We start from the raw sequence: 19,398 nt of genomic DNA on the forward strand, positions 1-19,398 counted from the left end.
AATAAAAATTATGTTAAATATCAAACTCTTGATTCATCTGTGGAATAACACATTCAAAACCGTATTTTTCAGTGATTTTTGTGCTAAGTTCCTCAAAAGCTTCCTTTTCGCCGTGAACCAAAAATACTTTTTGGGGCTTGTTTTGCAATTCCGAAAGCCAATTAACCAAATCCTTTTGATCGCCGTGAGCCGATAAACCTTCTATTTCAAGAATGTTAGCTTTTACTTCGTATTGTTTGCCGTAAATTTTAATTTCTTTATCTCCTTCTAACAATTTTCTTCCACGAGTTCCTTCGGCTTGATAGCCAATGATGATTACAGTAGTTTCAGGCAATCCAATATAACGTTCTAAATAACTCAAAACTCTACCTCCAGTAATCATTCCGCTGGCTGCAATGATTACTTTGGGTTGAGGATTGTAAATAGTATCAATTGTTTCTTGATAATCTGTATTCATTGTAAACATCTGACACATTGCAACATACTCGTGTTCGGGCAATTTGTGCCATCTTCTATTATTTTCGAAAATATCCAGCACTTTAATTCCCATTGGAGTATCAATTATATAGGGAATATTTGGAATCCTATCTTCGGTTTTGAGTTGCCACAACAAATACATTATCGTTTGTGCTCGCTCTACAGCAAAACTCGGAATGATAACCGTTCCGCCTTTTTGAATTGTATTGTTGATGTAAATTTCCAATTCGGCTTTGGCATCTGTCTCAGGATGGAGTCTATTTCCGTATGTGCTTTCAAGGAAAACATAATCGGCTTTCTGGGGTTTTGTTGGCGGATACATCAAAATATCATTATCTCGGCCAATATCTCCCGAAAAAACTACCGTTTTATTTTCTAAATTCAATTCAATACTACAAGCCCCAACGATGTGTCCCGCATTGGTGAAAACCGCTGAAATTTCGGCATCCAAATCAATTTTTTCATTGGGTTTAATCACTCTAAACAGCGGAAAAACGGCTTCTGCTTTTTTTAAATCATAAAGCGGCTCGGCAATTTCGTGTTTAGAATAATGTTCTTTATTAGCTTTATAAGCTTCTTCTTCCTGAATTTTAGCACTATCCAAAAGAATCAGTTTAGTAATGTCTTTTGTTGGACTAGTACAATAAATTTTGCCTTTAAAGCCTTGATCGACCAATCTTGGCAACCAACCGCAATGATCTAAATGACCGTGAGTCAACAACACAAAATCTATGGTTGAAGGTTGAACTGGCAAAGGCAGCCAATTGAGTTCTCTTAAAGATTTAATACCTTGAAATTGTCCGCAATCGATCAAAATTCGAACACCATTACTTTCTACTACTGTTTTTGAACCCGTTACTGTTCCTGCACCGCCAATAAATTTAATTTTCATGATTCCTATATTTTATATTCAAGAAATTATAATTGCTAACTATATTTTGCCGAAGTTCTATATATATTCACATAGTTCTGAAGCTTCTTTTAGGACGTTTTTAATACGATTTGAACTCAATCCTAATTTTTCCAAACAGTCTGAATTGTTAATTAATTCTTTAACTAAAATTACATCTAAAATCAATAATCTGTCTTTTTCAACCAAGGTCAAAGTGGTCAAACAAGTTACAGGATAAAGAAAATTTTCTGCATTTTTTGTACTTAAATTATTATTTTCGGGATAATTCCAGCTCAACAAATTCAACCCCGAGCATTTTGCAAAAGTAATTGCGTCCGAGGTAAACCGATTATTGGTAACAATCCAACATTTTGAAATTATTTCGTTTACCGAAAAAATAGTATGTCGTTTTTCTTTCAAATCATTAAATCGAGACAAAATATACATTGGGACTTTTACATCTGAATTAGTATCTTTTCCCATATGAAATTTACATTCTATCATCGAAATAATTTGGTCTTTTTTAGCCAATACATCTATTTCGTGGGTAACACATTTGCCTTGTAAAATCAAATTTGTTTTAGTTTGATAATGCTCTGAGGCAAAAAGTCGAGCGATGTATTTTTCGAAGAAAAACCCATCTGGTCCTAATAATCGAATGGCTTCTTTAATGTTATACCGTGCAGCGTGAGAGTTTGCTGCTTTTTTTAATAGCCCAAAGGCTCTTTTGTAGATTTGCTTGGTCGAAATTCCTTCGTAAAGTTCTTTTTTTATGGTTTCCAAAATAGTTTCGACCACCAATTTGTTGGCTCCTGATTTTAAGAGCGACGCTTTAAGTTTAATGGGATCAAAATCGACAATATCTCCACAATGTTTAACTACTTTCATCTGTTAGTAATTTAACAATTTACAAAATTATTTCCTTACTAAAGGTACGAAAAATAAAGAGACCACTTTGTATTTAAAACAAAATTACAAAATGAAATAAAAATGGAGATTATCGAGTTATTTAAAACAAACCGGAATGATTTCTCCTTTGGCTAAACAATATTTTTCCACCAATTCAGGAGCGATTTTATTGGTGTAATCTTCTTCGACAACGGTAAAACCAATGCTTCTTAGTTTATCAAAATAATCGCGACCATAAATGCGAACGTGATCGTATTGACCAAAAATTTTGGCTCGTTCTTTTTGATCTGTAATCGAATCATCGGCAAAGGTTATTTCGCGTTTTAAGTCTTGAGGAATTTGTAGAATTGCCATTCCGCCTGGTTTCAAAACTCTATATAATTCCTGCATCGCTTTCGTGTCATCCGGAATGTGCTCCAAAACGTGGTTGCACAAAATCACATCGTATTGATTGTCTTCGAAAGGCAAATTGCAAATATCTGCTTTTACATCGGCCAAGGGTGAAAACAAATCAGTGGTGGTATAATCTAAGTTTTTTTGGATGCGGAACAGTTTGTAAAATGCTTGCTCTGGTGCAAAATGCAGTACTTTCTTTTTGGATGTAAAAAAATCGGTTTGATCGTTGAGATATAACCACAACAAACGGTGTCTTTCTAAAGAAAGTGTACTTGGCGAAAGCACATTATTGCGCTGTGTTTCGTATCCATAAGGTAACATCGATTTGAAACTTTTCCCATCTATTGGATCAGTGTACTTGTCTCCTTTTAATGAAAAAGCAATAAATGGACGAACTACATAACTCAGTCTTATTAATAATGGACGAGGAACGATATTAAGAATTTTTTTAAAAGCTTTTTTCATAGTTGTTAAGCGGAGATTCCTAAAAGTTTTTTATGTGTTTTCTTAAATGACCTTAAATATCTTATATGGTTAAATAATTCGTCAACTATATAAGGCATTTAAGGTTATTTAAGTTTTCTATTTGTTAGACAACCAAAGGCACTTTTCTAAATTCATCCTCTTCATTACTCACAATGCCAAGTTCTTTGTAGATATAAGCAAAAGTCGATAAAATCTCTGGTTTACCATCAATAATGGCTACATCGTGTTCGAAATGGGCCGATGGTTTTCCGTCGGCAGTGGTGATGGTCCAACCGTCTTTGTGCTGTTTGATGTTTTTGGTTCCCATATTAATCATTGGTTCGATGGCAACCACCATTCCTTCGATTAAAAGTTTGCCTCGACCTCGTTTTCCGTAGTTAGGCATTTCTGGATCTTCGTGCATTTTTTGTCCAACACCGTGACCTACTAATTCACGAACCACGCCATATCCGTGGGCTTCGGTATATTTCTGGATCGCATTACCTACATCTTCTACACGGTTTCCGATTCTTAATTCTCGGATTCCAACATATAGTGATTCTTTGGTAACTTGCAATAATTTTTTGGTTTCTGGAGCTACTTCTCCAATTTCAAACGAATAAGCGTGATCACCGTGAAATCCGTTTTTAAAAGCACCACAATCTACCGAAATGACATCGCCATTTTGTAAAGGCGTGTTGTTCGGGATTCCGTGTACCACTTGAGCATTTGGACTCATACAAAGCGAATTTGGAAAGCCATACAGACCAAGAAAACTTGGAACAGCTCCGTGATCTCGAATGAATTCTTCGGCTCTTTTATCTAAATATAATGTAGTAACGCCTTCCTTGATTTCGGAAGCTATCATTCCTAATGTTTTGGATACGATTAAGGCACTTTCGCGCATTAATTCTATTTCTTCTCGTGTTTTTTGGATAATCATTTTTCGTAAAATAAGGCGCAAAAATACAACTTTTAATAGTAATTAATTTGGATTCGCCATAATTTTAAAAAGTTCAGAATTGGAGATGTAAAAACGATTGGCCAAATTGATTTGAGCCAACTGAGCGCTAACCAAATTATTCTCGCGAGTATTGATTAAAAACAACGAGCTTTCGCCAAATGAAAATAAACGTTCCTCAGATTGCAACATCGTTTGATTGTCTTTGGATAAATCCTTAATTAATTTTAACTGTTTGGAAAGTGAATTGATTTCTGTTTTTTGAGCTTCAATTTTATTCGTAAGTTGTGTTTTTTCTACGCTCAAAGTATTTTCTGTTTCCAGAATTTTATATTTCGTTAGTTTTAATTTGCCTCGTTCTTTTCTTAAAAACAGTGGAAATGCAAAATCCAAGCCTATTTTATAATCTTGATTGGTCTGAAAATCGTTGAAGTATTTGGGTTCTGCCAAATAGGAATAGCCCACATCTATTTTAGGCAATAAATCATTGGCGTTTAATTTTCGTTCTACATTCAAAATGTCGATTTTGCTTTGTAGGCTATTAATTTTTGGATGATTGTCAATCGAAAAACCTTCTGCAGTCAAATTATTGGTTTTTAAAGTTTCTTGAATCGTGTTTTCGAGTTGTGTTTCGGGAACCAAATCGTCCGAAATTTCCATCGGCACGGAGTTTTCCAGCCAAAGAAAATTAGACAATTCAAGTTTGGCTTTGGCTAATTTAAGTTTAGAATCTTCTAAACTCAAAAGTCTGTTTTTTACAATAATTCCTGCTTCAATACTGTCGATGGCAGGTTTGTCGCCTTGTTCAATCAAAGACTGAATTCCTTTATTTCTTATTTGAGCATTTCGACTGTAGTTTTCATACAATTGAACTTCTTCATAGTTTTTTTTCCAATTGAAATACGCTAAAGAGGCGTCGTATAAAACCGCAATCGCTTCCAGTTTTACTTCGGCTTGACTCAATTGAATTTGCATTTTTGCTTTGCGCAAATCTGCCATTCTTTTATTAATCCAAAGTCCTTGTCCTAAAGGAACGCTAATTCCTAAAGAAGTCAACCCTTGGGCAGGCGTGGTGTTTTGCGGATTCAAATAATAACCTTCGCTGTCGTCAAAACCAGCTTTAATTTCGACTCCATACCAAGTTGGAATTTTGAAACTACTGTTTAAAATAGAATAATATTCTTTGCCTTTGAATTGTTTTTGGTCGTAATTGGCTTCTAGTTTTGGGTCGAAACTACCTCTTGCCATCATCAATTCCGCTTGGGCTTTGTTGAGTTCCAATTGGGCATTTTTTACCAAAGGATGATTTTTTTTCACATACCCCAAAAACTCATTATAACTCAATTCTTTTGAGACCGTTTCTTGTGCATTTATAACTGTCGAAAACAATAACAATATATAGAAAAGTCGTTTCATTATTTCTTTTCTTTAGAAGGTTTTGTGTCTTTTTTGTAATAATTAGGAGGAAATCCGTTTAGGGTCCTCCAAATTTCAAACCAAATCGGAACAGTGTCTAGCAAAGCCAATGTTTGTGCACCTGAACCAATGCTTAATTGTTTCGGCCATTTTGCCTCATTTTTATCTGGGGCAATCAATACACGGTATTTTCCGTTGTCGCTAATGAAGTTTTCGATGGCAACAATTTCGCCACCAAAAGTACCGTAAGACACATCGGGCCAACCCGAAAAAACAATTGTTGGCCATCCGTCAAACCAAATTCGCACTTTTTCGCCTTTGTTAATTAATGGTAAATCAACAGGATTGACGAATGTTTCAACAGCGATATCGTACTCGGCAGGCATTATGGTTGCAATGGCTGTTCCTTCCTTAATGGTTTCGCCAATTCCGGATTGCAAAGCCCTATTGATGTAACCACTTTGTGCCGCTCTGATGTAGTACATCTTGTTGCGAATGCTGTAATTGACATATTGATTTTCGAGTTTATTTACTTGTGCGGCAGCATCATATTGACTGCTTCGGGCGGTAAATTGGTCGCTCTCGGATTTGGCTGCTTTTTCTGAATATTCGGCCATAATTCGGTTAATTTCAACTTTTGAATTGATGTATTCATTTTTGCTGCTCAATAATTTATTTTCTTGATTGATAATTTTGGCTTCAACGTCTTGTAGTTTCAAGCGTTTTTCTTCGAGGTCAGTCAAGGGTTTCAAGCCTTCTTTGTTCAATTGCAAAGCACGATTGTATTGAGTATTGGCAATTTTTAACTGGGTGTTGACCGCAATCAAATCGATACTGTCGCTTTTAATTTTCAAGCGGGCTTGTTTGATTTTGTTTTGAGCTTGTTCTAATTTCAGTCTTTTTTCAGCTTCAATCGCTCGCAATTGATCGTCTAAACTTCCCACTTTTGAGGCATAGGATTGTGTGGCTTGTTTTTTGGCTTCCACTTGGTTTTTGGTGTTTTCAACCAAATTCGGATCCATATAATCTTCTTTTATTTCAGAAATATAAAGGATGGTATCGCCTTTTTGTACAAAATCGCCTTCCTGCACATACCATTTTTCTATTCGACCTGAAATGACACTTTGAATCGATTGCGGTCTTTGGTTGGGTTTTAGCGTAGTTACCGCTCCCGAACCCGAAATGTTTTGGGTCCACGGAAGAAACAAAAGGCAAAAACTGAATATGGAAACACCGATTATAATTTTATTTAAAATTTTATAATGGGTTTTGTTTTCAATCGTATATATGGTTTTGAAATCAGTAAACGATTGCTTAATTTTATTATTTTCAGATATATTTAGCATCTTCTTAAATTTTGGAGTCTAGTACAATTTTACCGTTTTGCATTGTGATGATACGATTGCTTTTATCTCTCCAATACGGATTTTTAGACGAAACAATAATAGTCCACAAATGCTCTTTGGCGGTTATAAAATCGATAATTTCATTCGAAACATCATTATCCATTTTGTCTGTTGGATCTTCGTAAAAAAGGATTCTAGGTTTGTGAATGATACTTCTTGCCAATAAAATTTTCTGAATATTAGAAGAGGACAATTGCTTTCCTTCTGGAAAAACAATCGTGTCTAATCCTTCGGGTAATGATTTGATAAAACTTGCCAATTGCAAGCCATTAATTGCCCATTTTAAATCTTCTTGTGTAATAGACAAATCTTTGAAAGTGATATTGTCTAAAATACTGCCTTCAAAAAGGGTTTCGCCATAAATGATGCTACCAATTTGGGCGCGATATTGTTTGAGATTAATTTTCTTGAAAGTATCATCATTAATATAAAACGAACCAGAACTAGGCTGTAAAAGTCCCGAAAGAATTCGGATTAAGGTTGTTTTTCCCGAGCCGTTGATTCCATCAACAAAAATGCGTTCTCCTTGATTTATTTTTAAATCGATGCTCTTCAAGGTGTTTTGTTTGGTATCTGGAAATTTAAAAGTTAAATTCTCAGTTTCCAAACTGATATTAGTATAGCAATTGTCATAAGACTCTTCCGTTTCTTCTTCTAAATCCAAGTCGGTTACTTGCCCAATTTTTTCGACAGCGGTTAGTACGTCGTAGAAAGTTTCTAAACCAATGATGATTTTTTCGACAGAATTTATAACGAGCAAAATAATGATTTCTGCTGCCACAAATTGTCCAATGTTCATTTCTTGCGACAATACTAAATAGCCTCCAATAGACAACAAACTGGCAGTTATAATGACTTTAAAAAGTATTAATTGAATGAATTGTCTTTTGATAACATTGAAATGTTTTTCTCTGTAATTTAAATAGTCATTGGCCAATTCGTCGTTTTTTTGCAAGGCATAATTGTAATTCAATTCGTTTCGAAAACTGAAATTATTTCTCGCAACTTCCTGCAACCAAGTCGCTACTTTGTATTTGAATTTGGATTCTTTTAAACTGGTTTCTAAACCTGATTTGTATGAGAATTTAAAAATAAAGTACAATAGAAAGAACAACAAAATTCCAAAAACGATGAAAAAAGGATGGTAGAGCGAAAGGAGTATAATTCCGAAAGCAATTTGAAGCAAGGCTGCCGAAAAATCAATCAGTAATTTCGAAGTTCCTTTTTGAATGGTTAAAGTGTCGAAAAAACGGTTGGCCAATTCGGGCGCATAGTGACTATACAATTCCTCGAATTTTATTTTAGGCAATCGGCTTGCAAATTCAAAAGACGAACGAACAAATATTTTTTGTTGTAAATTCTCTGTGATTCGAAGCTGCATTAACGATAAGATTCCCGCAAGTGCAACGCCTATAACAACTAGAAAAATTAAAACAATCCAAGAAGCACTAACTCGTCCTGACTGAATAAAATTGATAATCGCTTGAATGCCTAAAGGCAAAGACAAGCTGATGAGTCCTGCAAAAATAGCATAGAAAAAAATCTGTAGCACATCTTTTTTATCTAATTCGAGTAAGTTGTAAAAACGCTTTAATGGTGTCATAATAAATACGAAGTTTGTTTTTATTTTTTTAGTGCTCTATTCATTAGATCTAAGTAAAAAGCAGTTACGCTAATGCTTTCGTTGCAATTGGTAATGGTTTTTAAATGATCATTAAGAAAGTGCTGGTGCAAACTTCCCTCAACAATGGTCGAAACCAAACTTCTGGCAAAAGGATAGTCAGGATTTACTTCTTCTACAATAGCCACAATGCGATTGATGACATTTTTGTAGGCCAAAAAACAGCCTTCTTTATTGTCTTCATCAACCTCTTTGGTATAAATTGCTTTGTTGAATTCCGAGATGATAATTTTATTCAAAACAGCTTCGTCAATATGTTCTGTGCTGCTATCGTCTTTTATCTTTTCGGTCACAATAGTTATGGCTTTTTCTAGCTTTTCAATAGTGTTAGAAATGTTTGCTGTTGTAAAAACCAATCGATATTCAATCCAACTCCAATACCAAGCCGACAAATACATTACCAGTTTGTGCTTGTTGTCGAAATAACGATAAATCGAACTTTCGTTGGAGCCAATTTTTTCGCCTAATTTTTTAAAAGTAAAATGTTCTAATCCAACTTCGTCAATTAGAAGAATACTGTTTTTAATAATTTTCTTGCCCAAATCAGAAGTCTCAGGGTCTTTTACATACAAGTTTTTGTTGACCTGTATTTTTATGTTTGATAATATTAATTGCATAAATAATTTATTTAAGCGCAAATATAATAGTAAAACTATTGATTTTTGATTTTTTAACTTTCATTTAATAAAAAAAGCTGCCCGAATCGGACAGCTTTCTTAAAAAAATTTTTTTTGTAACTTGCTACAAAAGAGAATGTCTTGTCATAACTGCTGGTTGTTCTATTTTCATTAAATCAAGAATCGTTGGAGCAATATCGCCTAATACTCCATCCTGAATAGATTTCAATTCTTTGTCAACTAAAATAATAGGCACTGGATTTGTTGTGTGTGCTGTATTTGGAGACCCATCAGGATTAATCATCGTTTCGCAGTTTCCGTGATCGGCGATGATTAATGTTGTGTAATCATTGGCCAAAGCTGCAGTAATTACTTTTTCTACACATTTATCTACAGCTTCACAGGCTTGAATTGCAGCACTCATTACTCCTGTATGTCCTACCATATCACCGTTGGCAAAATTCAAACAAACAAAATCAACCTCGCCTTTGTTCAATTCTGGAACCAATGCATCGGCTAGTTCATAAGCACTCATTTCGGGTTGCAAATCATAAGTAGCTACTTTTGGAGAGTTTTTCAAGATTCGTGATTCGCCTTCAAAAGGCAATTCTCTACCACCAGAAAAGAAGAAAGTCACGTGAGGATATTTCTCAGTTTCGGCAATTCTGATTTGTTTTTTGCCTGCTTTTTCTAATACTTCACCAAGAGTTTCCGTAACATTATCTTTATTGTAAACCACTTTTACATTCTCATAAGTTTCGTCATAATTGGTAAGCGTAACGTAGTACAAATCAAGTTTGTGCATGTTTTGCTCATGGAAATCCCTTTGCGAAAGTGTTTCGGTCAATTCACGACCTCTATCGGTTCTGAAATTAAAGAAAACAACAACATCACCTTCTTTAATTGTAGCCAATGGTTTATCGTTTTCATCCACCATGATAATCGGGTTGATAAATTCGTCGGTCACATTATTTTCATAACTTTCCTCGATGCTTTTCACGGCATTTTTAGAATGTGTTCCTGTTCCGTTTACCACTAAATCGTAGGCAATTTTAACTCTCTCCCAACGTTTATCACGATCCATTGCATAATATCTTCCCACTACCGAAGCAATTTTTGTAGAAGTATTGGCAATATGATTTTCTAAATTTTGAATATCTGTTTTTGCTGATTTTGGATCTACATCTCGTCCATCAGTAAAAGCGTGAACGAAAACTTTTTCTAATCCGAAAGCTTGAGTTGCATCGATTAATCCTCTCAAATGAGAAGTGTGTGAATGCACACCACCATCAGAAACTAGACCCAAAAGGTGTAAATTTACATTTTTGTCTTTGGCATATTGAAAGGCGTCAACAAGCACTTGTTCTTGTGCCATTGAATTATTTTCGACAGCCAAATTAATTTTAGCCAAATCTTGATATACAATTCTACCCGCACCAAGATTCATGTGTCCCACTTCGGAATTTCCCATTTGACCTTCTGGTAAACCTACGTTCAAACCATCTGTTCGAAGTTGTCCAACAGGATATTTTGTATATAAACTTTTGATGAAAGGAATGTTTGCATTGTCTATTGCAGACACTTTTGGGTCAGGAGAATTTCCCCAACCGTCAAGAATCATAAGGATTACTTTTTTGTTCATTTTGATAAATTTTTAGACAAAGATAAAGCTTTCCAAAAAAATATAAGTACGTCAAAACTACTATTATAGATAAAAAAGAGAACTGCAACAAATACTTAAAAATCTGTTGTAAAATATGGTTTTTTATACAATATATGCAACAAAAAATCTTCGAAAACCATGTAGAAAAAAGATGGTTTTTGAGGACTATTTTGAAAAATTTAAGGGAATTAAATCTCTAACAGCTTGTCTTGGATATTCTACTATTTGAGAGACTATTTTTCAAGTAAAATTTATTATTTTCTTTTCAAGGAATTGTAATCAATATAATAACGGATACTAACAGAAAAAATAGTAGTCAAGTTGGTATCAAAAACATTATTAAGATTGGTTGATATACTTTTTTGCACAAGGTTTGTACTCTCTAAAGCATAATTTCTATATAAAACTGAGATTTCGCTTCCAGGAGCAAACCACCAAGAATAGGAAAAGTCGAAATTCCAAGAGTTAAAATTTCTATTTCTATTTTCTGAATAGGTAGAATTAGCAATTAATTTTCCATCGTCTTGAAGACTGAAGAACTCGTGATTTTCGGCATAAGACCAATAATATCTTGCTATTAGATTTAATGACATCTTATTAGATATGGAATATTTTCCTGTAAAATAATGATCTACTATTTCGCGATTGCGTTCCGCAAAAATGATATCGTCTGCATCAAAATCTACCCAACCTCTATCATTCACTTTTCGGGTATATATAAGATTGTAAGACAACGAAAATTTATCGTTGAATCTGTGTTTTAAACCTGGCGAAATGGCATATACAACTCTACCATCTTCATCAAATTTTTCGATTGAACCATCAATATCCAAACTAAATTTATTGTTTTGATTCGTTGAATAGCGAAAATAACCCGTTACACTTTTAGGAACATAAACGTATCTACCATAAACACGAGGCTCATAAAAATTGTACCTATCTACGGGATTAATTTGAAATTTTCCTTCCAGATAATTATTTTTTAAGGTTATAGCTGCCAATTTTGCCTGATACCAAGCCTCTTGTGCTTTTCCTGTTGTGTTTTGAATTTCTACATTTATATTTTGAGAAAATTTCAAAGAGTTAAAAGTCTTTGTGGGATTGATGATTCTGTAACTCATTTCTCCATAACCCGAATGATAATTATTCACAAAAATAATCCCTAAATCATTGACATCATACATCTCTGATAAATATTTCCCAGAAAACATATATCTATATTTTCCACTTGTTTTGGCAAAACTTAATTGTGTTTTGAAACCATCATAGTTTTCTAAACCGTAAATAGAACCGTAATTGATGTCGCTATCTTTTACTGCACTGTATTTAAAATCTCCTGATAATTTGTAAGTATTTACTTTTGTATTCAAATCGAATAATAAAGCCGAAACATTGGCATCCCGAAAATTTCCATTTCTAAGGGTATTGGTATTCACAAAAGTCACTGATGAGTTTTGATTGAATCGTTGGTCTAAAACCAAAACATTGTAATTAACCAATGGTTCGACAATTTCTTTTCGGGTTGCTCCTGAAATAGTATCTTGAATTTTAGCGTATGTTTTTTCGGTAATGGCATTCAAAAATCCTATTCCAAGTCCTTTTTCTGTTCTACCCGAAACTTTTACTGCATTCAACAAATCGGTCGAACTTGGATATTCAGTAACTACTTCATTGTCTCCTGTTGTAGGTTCTATTGTTGGTGCACCACCAATTCTTCGGGAATAAAAAAGGTTCCCCTTTGAAAACAAATCAGCAGCTTCGGTAAAGAAAGATCTATTTTCGTCAAATTGTTGTTCGAAAGGTTCAAGATTCAAAATGGCATTATCAAATTTGGTTTGACCAAAATCAGGAACCAGAATAGCATCGAGTGTAAAGGCATCATTTATTCCATATTTAATATCCATTCCTGCTTTTAAAGTTTTATCAGAAGCAAAATCATCTTGCTGATAATACGCTGAAGTATAAGGTATTAAAAATAGACGTGTTGGGGTTTTTATGTTTTCGATTCCTTCTAAAATTCCTTCTTGAGTAATTACAGCACCAATTTTTGTATCGACAAAATTCCAAGTATAACTTTGGTCTTTATCATCTCGTTTCAAATCACGTCTAAAATTTAAACCCCAAGTTTGTTTGGTTGCTTTCGAAAATCGCAATGCGGCATAAGGTATTTTCATTTCTACAACCCAACCAAAATTGGTCATTGTTACTTCGCTATCCCAAATAGCATCCCAATTAAAATCTTCATTATCCTCAGTTGCCAAACAATCTAATTGAACTCCAGCTGCTGTAACAAAAAATCGAAAATCTTGTTGCCCATCATTATTTCCATTGATAGAAACCGAAAAAACATCAGAAACTCCATATTCGTCTCTATTGGTTAATTCTCTAGAAATTTTATTAGGCTGATTGTCATATAAAACTGCCGAAATATAAACAGCATTATTATCATACAAAACTTTTACATCTGTCTTTTTGTCTTCGCCAATTGGCTTTCCGTTATCAGGCTCATACATAACAAAATCAGTCGCAATTGGAGCAGTTTTCCATGCTTCTTCATTTATTTTTCCGTCAATAGTAATGCTTTCCGTAATGTTTTTAGCCCGAAGTGTCTTTTTTTGTCCATAAGTGCAAAAACTTATAAAAATGAAAAAAAGAATAAAGATTGAACAATATTTAGGCATAATTTGTGAGAATGGTTAGGCAAAAATAGTAAAATTAACACAAAAAACAAGTTGTGCATAGTATTTTTCAACATCATTTTAGAACTAAAAAGTAGCCAAATCATATTTTTTTCATAAAATTCTAAAAAAAAAGCTCAAACCTGTTGTATATTTGCAACCCCAAGCCTTTTGTCTAACCTAAACGTTATCAATGATTTATAAGATATTTCCCGTTAGTTTATTTTTGCTGATTTCTATATTTCTAAATAATACTAATCCCGTAAAAACTCAAAAACCAGTAATTGCGAGTGTTCTAACTCCAAATGCCGATTTAGACATCGAAACTAAATATAGCGCCCTAAATTCTAACCAATTCTCATTACCCAATATTGAAAGTTTTAAAGAAGCCCTAAAAGGTTTTTATGAACTTAAAGAGAGAGGATTAGTCCAAAAAGATATTTTGACTTTGGTAGATTTCAGTTTATCTTCAAACGTAAAAAGGCTTTGGGTAATCGATTTGGACACCAACACTATTTTATACCATTCTTTAGTTGCACACGGTAGAAATACTGGGGAAGAATATGCCAACAGTTTTTCGAATTCCAATAGCTCTTACAAAAGTAGTTTGGGATTTTATTTAACTGGCGAGGTTTATAACGGAAAACACGGAATGTCTCTTAAACTTGACGGATTAGAAAAAGGAATTAATGACAATGCAAGAGAAAGAGGTGTGGTAATGCATTCGGCCAATTATGTTTCAAATTCTTTTATAAAATCCAACAAAAGATTAGGCAGAAGTCAAGGTTGCCCTGCTATTCCAGAAGAATTACTTAAAGACATTGTGAACACAATCAAGAATAAATCTTGCCTTTTTATTTACCACCCATCGAGAAGTTTCGAATACAAGAAGCCTTTATTTTCATAGCATTTGATACAAATCAGCATCCAGATTATAAATATCATCTCTAAAAATTAGCGTATTCCCTTCGCTCCAAGCGGTCCAATATAAAATATGAACTTTGACATCGTCATTCATTTTAATGTACTTTGTCTTTTCACTTTGAAGTATTTTAGTGATTTTTTCTGTATTCCAATTATCGGCATCATTCAATAAAGTTTCGGCCAATTTTAATGGATTTTCAACTCTAACACAACCCGAACTCAAAGAACGTTTTTGTTTTACAAAAAAATCTCTATGGTTGGTATCGTGCAAATAAACCGAAAACCGATTTGGAAAATTAATTTTAACCATTCCTAACGAGTTTGATTTTCCTGGACTCTGAACATAGCGATACTTTTTGGCTTTGGATGGTTTCCAATCATTAGCAGAAACTAAATTTCCGCTACTGTCATATATTTTGATATTGGTTTGTGCCAAATAGTTTCGATTTCTTGAAATAGCAGGAATCATATCTTCTTTCAAAATAGTTGGCGGTACTGTCCAAGTAGGATTCAAAATAATCTGATTTATTTTTGAAGAAAGAACCGGAGTGGGTCTTTTATCACGACCTACAACAACTTTATGTGTTCGTACCGTATCATTTTCTTTTACTAAACTCAACTTATAATCCGGAATATTTACTATTACATACTCCTTTCCCATTTCTTTTGGAAACCATTTCCACCGCTCGAGATTGGCAAGAATTTGCTCTTTTCGTTTTTGTTTTGAAAAATTGAGCGCATCAACAGTTCCCTTTCCAATAACGCCATCAGCTGCTAATCCGTGTCGGATTTGGAATTTTTTCATCGCTTCATTCGTTTCGCTGTCGTAAATAGCAGACAAACTATCTTTTGGCTTCATATCTTTCCAATAAATTAATCGTTTTTTAATGGCTATTAAAGAGGGATTTGTATCATTTAAAACAATTTTATTGGCTATTTCAATGGTAGTAAAATCATCATTTGGAAAAGAATTGATGATTTGGAGTGCTTTTTTCAAACTTTTATACACAATGTGATTGGGCTTAAGTTGTTCAATTTTAAATGGCAAAGAATCACTTTTTAACATTGAAGCAATAGTTTCGTTTACATCAACATTATTCTCTTTCAAATCCCAATTTTTATACAAATACTTATGATGAATTTGCCCATTACTCAAATGCGAAATGTATTTTTGAAAGCTGTGCGTTAATAAAATATCATAACTTACCCTTTCTTTATCTTTTAGAACGGCATATTTTTCTTCAAAATTCTGCAATTTATTTACATTATACCGCTCTGGATTTAAGCCCTCTTCATCAGAATTCAAGAAACTCTTCAATATAAATTTCCTATTTTCTTTGGATTGCCAAACCGATTTATAGCTAGTAGCCCGATAAAACTCTTTTAATACTTTACTGCGAAAAGGCTCTAACAAAATACTATCTATAAACACCGATTTTCCTTCTACTTGAATAATAGGAATTGCAGCGGGAATTGGCTTTACTTCCTTTTTGCAACCAAAAGCCACAAAAACCAATAACAAAATAAAAATTTTATTCATTTTCAGTTTTTTTTAAACATTACGATATGCTCACCAACATCGGGTATTTCAAAAATCTTGCCTGTTTTCTGATAGCCCATTTTTTCATAAAACCCTACTGCTTCTACCCTAGCGTTAAACCAAATTAAATCAACCTTTTGGGTATTCAAAAACGCTTCACTATAAAGGATGAGCATTTTGCCAAAACCTGATTTTTGATACTGTTCCAAAACTGCCATTCCTCGAATTTGATATTGCTTTTGTTCCTTAAAAACAAGGTTTTTCGTTAGGAACAATGATATAATACCTACCAATTCTTCATTCAAATAAAGACCAAAATGATGAGTAGTTATTAAATCATCACCATCAAAGCGGCAACTTTCAATAGGTTTTCCTGCTCGAAGAACAGGATGTCTAACCGAAAAAGTTTCTAAATATGGTATTTCTTTTATAATAGTCGTCATAATATAAAAATAATGAATTTATAATGATTTAATTTTAAAACGGTTATAAATAAAATCTGTTTTTTTCAAAAAAAAAACTTGCAATGAAACGAACTAATTGCATATATTTGCACCGTTGTAATGCGAAAGTAGCTCAGTTGGTAGAGCTCCAGCCTTCCAAGCTGGTTGTCGCGAGTTCGAGCCTCGTCTTTCGCTCTATAAAACCTCAAACGAAAGTTTGGGGTTTTTTATTCAAAGAAGCAAATTTGGTTTTTACAAAAATTTGGATAAACCCTGATTCTTTTTTACATTTACACCATTCTAATGCGAAAGTAGCTCAGTTGGTAGAGCTCCAGCCTTCCAAGCTGGTTGTCGCGAGTTCGAGCCTCGTCTTTCGCTCTAAAAACCTCAAACGAAAGTTTGGGGTTTTTTATATATAAGTTATGGCGAGAAGTTTATCCCGAGCGAAGCAATTCGGGAAGCCTCGTCTTTCGCTCTAAAAACCTCAAACGAAAGTTTCTTTTTTTATTTCAAAAAACTCAGGTCAGATTCGCTATCCATTTCAACCGGAATTTGGTTTTGTCTAAAAAGTCGAGCTTTCAAACCACCTTTCAAAACCACTTTTTCTCCTTTTACCTCTAACCAGCTTCCTTCTCTCAATCCTAAAACTGGGATAGTATTAAACGAATGAAACTCTGCAATCCTTGTTTCACGGGTTTCGCCCATATGTTTAGATTGCATATCAGCATCCAGATAATGAGGATTCAAATTGAAAGGAATCAAGCCCAATGTTTTAAAACTTGGCGGATAAACAATTGGCATATCATTGGTAGTTTGCATCGTCAACCCACAAATATTGCTACCAGCACTGGTTCCTAAATAAGGAGTTCCGTTTTTGACAGCTTCGGCAAGTGCAATCATACAATCCTTTTTATACAATTGAGTGACTAATAAAAAAGTATTCCCACCACCAGTAAAAATCCCTTCAGCCTTTTGAATAGCATCCGAATAATCATCAACCTCGTGAATGCCTTTTATTTCTTTTCCAATTTTAGCGAAAGCCGAAGCAACTTTAAACGCATATTCCTCATGTGAAATGCCACTTGGACGAGCAAAAGGGATAAACAAAATCGTTTTACAATACTCAAAATGTTTTTCTAATTCGGGTAATAAATACTCTAAATATTCACCTCCGTGGAGTGTTGATGTACTGGCTATAATTAAATTTTTCATTGATGTTTTAGCAAAAAATGTTTGGGATAAAGGTATGAAATCGCACTACTAATATTGCAGTTCAAGAATTTTAATTAACATTTTCTTACCAAGTCCTTAGTATTTAATTTGGAATACATTAGGATAATTTTACATCATTAAATAATTGATTCACCCATTAATGAAATTAGGCATTTGCATGTTTTTTGTTTTGATTGCCAATACTGTTTTGGCTCAAGAATCACCAAGAAAAATATTAAATGGTAAAATCAATGCCAATACAATGGATCTTGAAGGTATTTATGTCATCAATTTAAAAACTGAAAAATCAACCATTACCGAAAAAGAGGGTTATTTTTCAATATCAACCATGCCGGGCGACACGCTCTTATTTTCGGCTATTCAACTAAAAGAAAAGAGAATTGCATTGGAGTCGAAAGATTTTAAAGAAGAATTACTTCAAGTAAAAATGGAAACCAACATAACTACATTAAAAGAAGTTGTAGTAAAAAGATACGACAATATCAATGCTGTTTCATTAGGGATATCACCAAGTGGAATTAAACATTTAACTCAAGCAGAAAGGCATTTGAAAACTGCAAGTGACCTTGACCCAACAGCAAATGCAGGCTCTATGACGGGTGGTTCTATAGGACTAGACCCCCTTCTGAATCTAATATCTGGACGCACCGCAATGCTAAAAAAAGAACTTGTAGTAGAAGGCAAATTATCTTTTATTAATCAAATGGAAAACATGTTTAATGAAGATTATTTCAAAAAAACATTGAAAATTCCAGCGGAATACATCAAAGGATTTCTATACTACATTGTTGATAACGATAGATTTACAAATATTCTAAAATCCAAAAACAAAACTCAAATAGAATTTGCCATGGTTTCTTTAGCAGAAAAATACAACCAAATCCTATTGAATGAAAAGTAAAATCCCTTTACTTGTTATGCTTTTATTCAGTCCGATTATTTTGGGGCAAACTGCTGCCGAAAAAATAATTCACGGAAAAATAATTATCGAATCACACCCTATTTCTGGAGTTACTATCATTAATTTGGTAAACGAAAAGAGCACAGTGAGTGATAGTAATGGCGAATTTTATATTTTGGCGAAAGCCGATGATTTATTAGTTTTCACTTCGGTGAATTTAGAATACCACCGCAAGCAAATCGAAGAAGAAGATTTGAAACAAGATATTATAACAATAAAAATGACTGCCAAAATCACCGAGCTTGACGAAGTAATCATCAACAAACACCCAGAAATCAATGCAGTTGCCTTGGGGATTTCGCCAGCAGGAATAAAAAAATATACTCCAGCTGAAAGAAGATTGAAAACTGCGGGCGAATTCAAGCCCATTCAATTACTTGGATTACTCGGCGGATCTATGCCATTAGACCCTTTAATTAACTCTATTTCAGGAAGAACAGCAATGCTAAAAAAAGAACTTGAAGTAGAGAAAAAAGAGTTGTTATTAGTGCAAATTGATGCTCTTTATGATAATGAATATTTTGTACAAAAACTAAAAATCCCAGAGGATTACATTAACGGATTCAAACATTATATCATTGAAAACGAAAAATTTACTGCAGTTTTAAAATCCAAAAATAAAAAAATGGGAGGTTTTTTGATGATAGATTTGGCAAGAGAATACAACCAAATTATATTGAATGAAAAGTAAAATAGGTTTCAGTTTAATTAATTTTTAATTACACTACATCTTTGT

General features: G+C 33.7%; 16 protein-coding genes and 2 tRNA genes. 5 read left to right on the top strand and 13 right to left on the bottom strand.

The window, feature by feature from the left end; genetic code table 11:
* Window positions 1-13: 13 nt before the first annotated feature.
* From C3L50_RS02470 to C3L50_RS02515, 10 genes are all read right to left on the bottom strand, one after another.
* Window positions 14-1,369: an MBL fold metallo-hydrolase RNA specificity domain-containing protein gene (locus tag C3L50_RS02470; protein WP_103804543.1), complete on the bottom strand. Its 1,356-nt coding sequence runs from the start codon at window positions 1,367-1,369 to the stop codon at window positions 14-16.
* A 57-nt stretch (window positions 1,370-1,426) separates the two neighbouring features.
* Window positions 1,427-2,257, bottom strand: coding sequence for a restriction endonuclease (locus tag C3L50_RS02475; protein ID WP_103804544.1), 831 nt, complete (start codon window positions 2,255-2,257; stop codon window positions 1,427-1,429).
* A gap of 117 nt (window positions 2,258-2,374) precedes the next feature.
* Window positions 2,375-3,139: a class I SAM-dependent methyltransferase gene (locus tag C3L50_RS02480; RefSeq protein ID WP_103804545.1), complete on the bottom strand. Its 765-nt coding sequence runs from the start codon at window positions 3,137-3,139 to the stop codon at window positions 2,375-2,377.
* 124 nt (window positions 3,140-3,263) lie between these two features.
* The gene (map, locus tag C3L50_RS02485; protein ID WP_103804546.1) at window positions 3,264-4,082 is read right to left on the bottom strand and encodes a type I methionyl aminopeptidase; all 819 of its coding nucleotides are present in this window, start codon (window positions 4,080-4,082) and stop codon (window positions 3,264-3,266) included.
* 42 nt (window positions 4,083-4,124) lie between these two features.
* Window positions 4,125-5,516, bottom strand: a complete 1,392-nt coding sequence (locus tag C3L50_RS02490) for a TolC family protein (RefSeq protein WP_103804547.1) — start codon at window positions 5,514-5,516, stop codon at window positions 4,125-4,127.
* On the bottom strand, window positions 5,516-6,862 hold the full coding sequence (locus tag C3L50_RS02495) for an HlyD family secretion protein (protein WP_103804548.1): 1,347 nt from the start codon (window positions 6,860-6,862) through the stop codon (window positions 5,516-5,518). The genes C3L50_RS02490 and C3L50_RS02495 overlap by 1 nt, the downstream gene beginning before the upstream one ends.
* A gap of 4 nt (window positions 6,863-6,866) precedes the next feature.
* Entirely contained in the window at window positions 6,867-8,525 is a 1,659-nt protein-coding gene (locus C3L50_RS02500; protein ID WP_103804549.1) for a peptidase domain-containing ABC transporter, read from the bottom strand.
* Between the two features lie 20 nt (window positions 8,526-8,545).
* The gene (locus tag C3L50_RS02505; protein WP_103804550.1) at window positions 8,546-9,220 is read right to left on the bottom strand and encodes a TetR/AcrR family transcriptional regulator; all 675 of its coding nucleotides are present in this window, start codon (window positions 9,218-9,220) and stop codon (window positions 8,546-8,548) included.
* Window positions 9,221-9,344: 124 nt separating this feature from the next.
* Window positions 9,345-10,862, bottom strand: coding sequence for a 2,3-bisphosphoglycerate-independent phosphoglycerate mutase (gene gpmI, locus C3L50_RS02510; protein ID WP_103804551.1), 1,518 nt, complete (start codon window positions 10,860-10,862; stop codon window positions 9,345-9,347).
* Between the two features lie 275 nt (window positions 10,863-11,137).
* Entirely contained in the window at window positions 11,138-13,564 is a 2,427-nt protein-coding gene (locus C3L50_RS02515) for a DUF5916 domain-containing protein (RefSeq protein ID WP_103804552.1), read from the bottom strand.
* Window positions 13,565-13,754: 190 nt separating this feature from the next.
* Here C3L50_RS02515 and C3L50_RS02520 point away from each other — a divergent pair, with 190 nt between their 5' ends.
* On the top strand, window positions 13,755-14,468 hold the full coding sequence (locus tag C3L50_RS02520) for a murein L,D-transpeptidase catalytic domain family protein (RefSeq protein WP_103804553.1): 714 nt from the start codon (window positions 13,755-13,757) through the stop codon (window positions 14,466-14,468).
* Here the strand turns inward: C3L50_RS02520 and C3L50_RS02525 are convergent.
* On the bottom strand, window positions 14,463-16,025 hold the full coding sequence (locus tag C3L50_RS02525; protein WP_103804554.1) for a L,D-transpeptidase family protein: 1,563 nt from the start codon (window positions 16,023-16,025) through the stop codon (window positions 14,463-14,465). The genes C3L50_RS02520 and C3L50_RS02525 overlap by 6 nt on opposite strands.
* A gap of 2 nt (window positions 16,026-16,027) precedes the next feature.
* Window positions 16,028-16,468, bottom strand: coding sequence for a GNAT family N-acetyltransferase (locus tag C3L50_RS02530; protein WP_103804555.1), 441 nt, complete (start codon window positions 16,466-16,468; stop codon window positions 16,028-16,030).
* A 122-nt stretch (window positions 16,469-16,590) separates the two neighbouring features.
* Here C3L50_RS02530 and C3L50_RS02535 point away from each other — a divergent pair.
* Window positions 16,591-16,663 (top strand) — tRNA-Gly (locus C3L50_RS02535).
* A 110-nt stretch (window positions 16,664-16,773) separates the two neighbouring features.
* Window positions 16,774-16,846: transfer RNA gene (locus C3L50_RS02540), tRNA-Gly, on the top strand.
* A 126-nt stretch (window positions 16,847-16,972) separates the two neighbouring features.
* On the opposite strand, the gene pepE is transcribed toward C3L50_RS02540, so the two are convergent.
* Entirely contained in the window at window positions 16,973-17,680 is a 708-nt protein-coding gene (gene pepE, locus C3L50_RS02545; RefSeq protein ID WP_103804556.1) for a dipeptidase PepE, read from the bottom strand.
* A gap of 160 nt (window positions 17,681-17,840) precedes the next feature.
* Here pepE and C3L50_RS02550 point away from each other — a divergent pair, with 160 nt between their 5' ends.
* The gene (locus tag C3L50_RS02550; protein WP_103804557.1) at window positions 17,841-18,602 is read left to right on the top strand and encodes a carboxypeptidase-like regulatory domain-containing protein; all 762 of its coding nucleotides are present in this window, start codon (window positions 17,841-17,843) and stop codon (window positions 18,600-18,602) included.
* Window positions 18,592-19,353 (top strand): carboxypeptidase-like regulatory domain-containing protein, encoded by a 762-nt coding sequence (locus tag C3L50_RS02555; RefSeq protein ID WP_103804558.1) that lies wholly within the window; start codon window positions 18,592-18,594, stop codon window positions 19,351-19,353. The genes C3L50_RS02550 and C3L50_RS02555 overlap by 11 nt, the downstream gene beginning before the upstream one ends.
* Window positions 19,354-19,398: the final 45 nt, after the last annotated feature.

It is taken from the genome of Flavobacterium alvei (assembly GCF_002920895.1).
Lineage (GTDB): Bacteria > Bacteroidota > Bacteroidia > Flavobacteriales > Flavobacteriaceae > Flavobacterium > Flavobacterium alvei.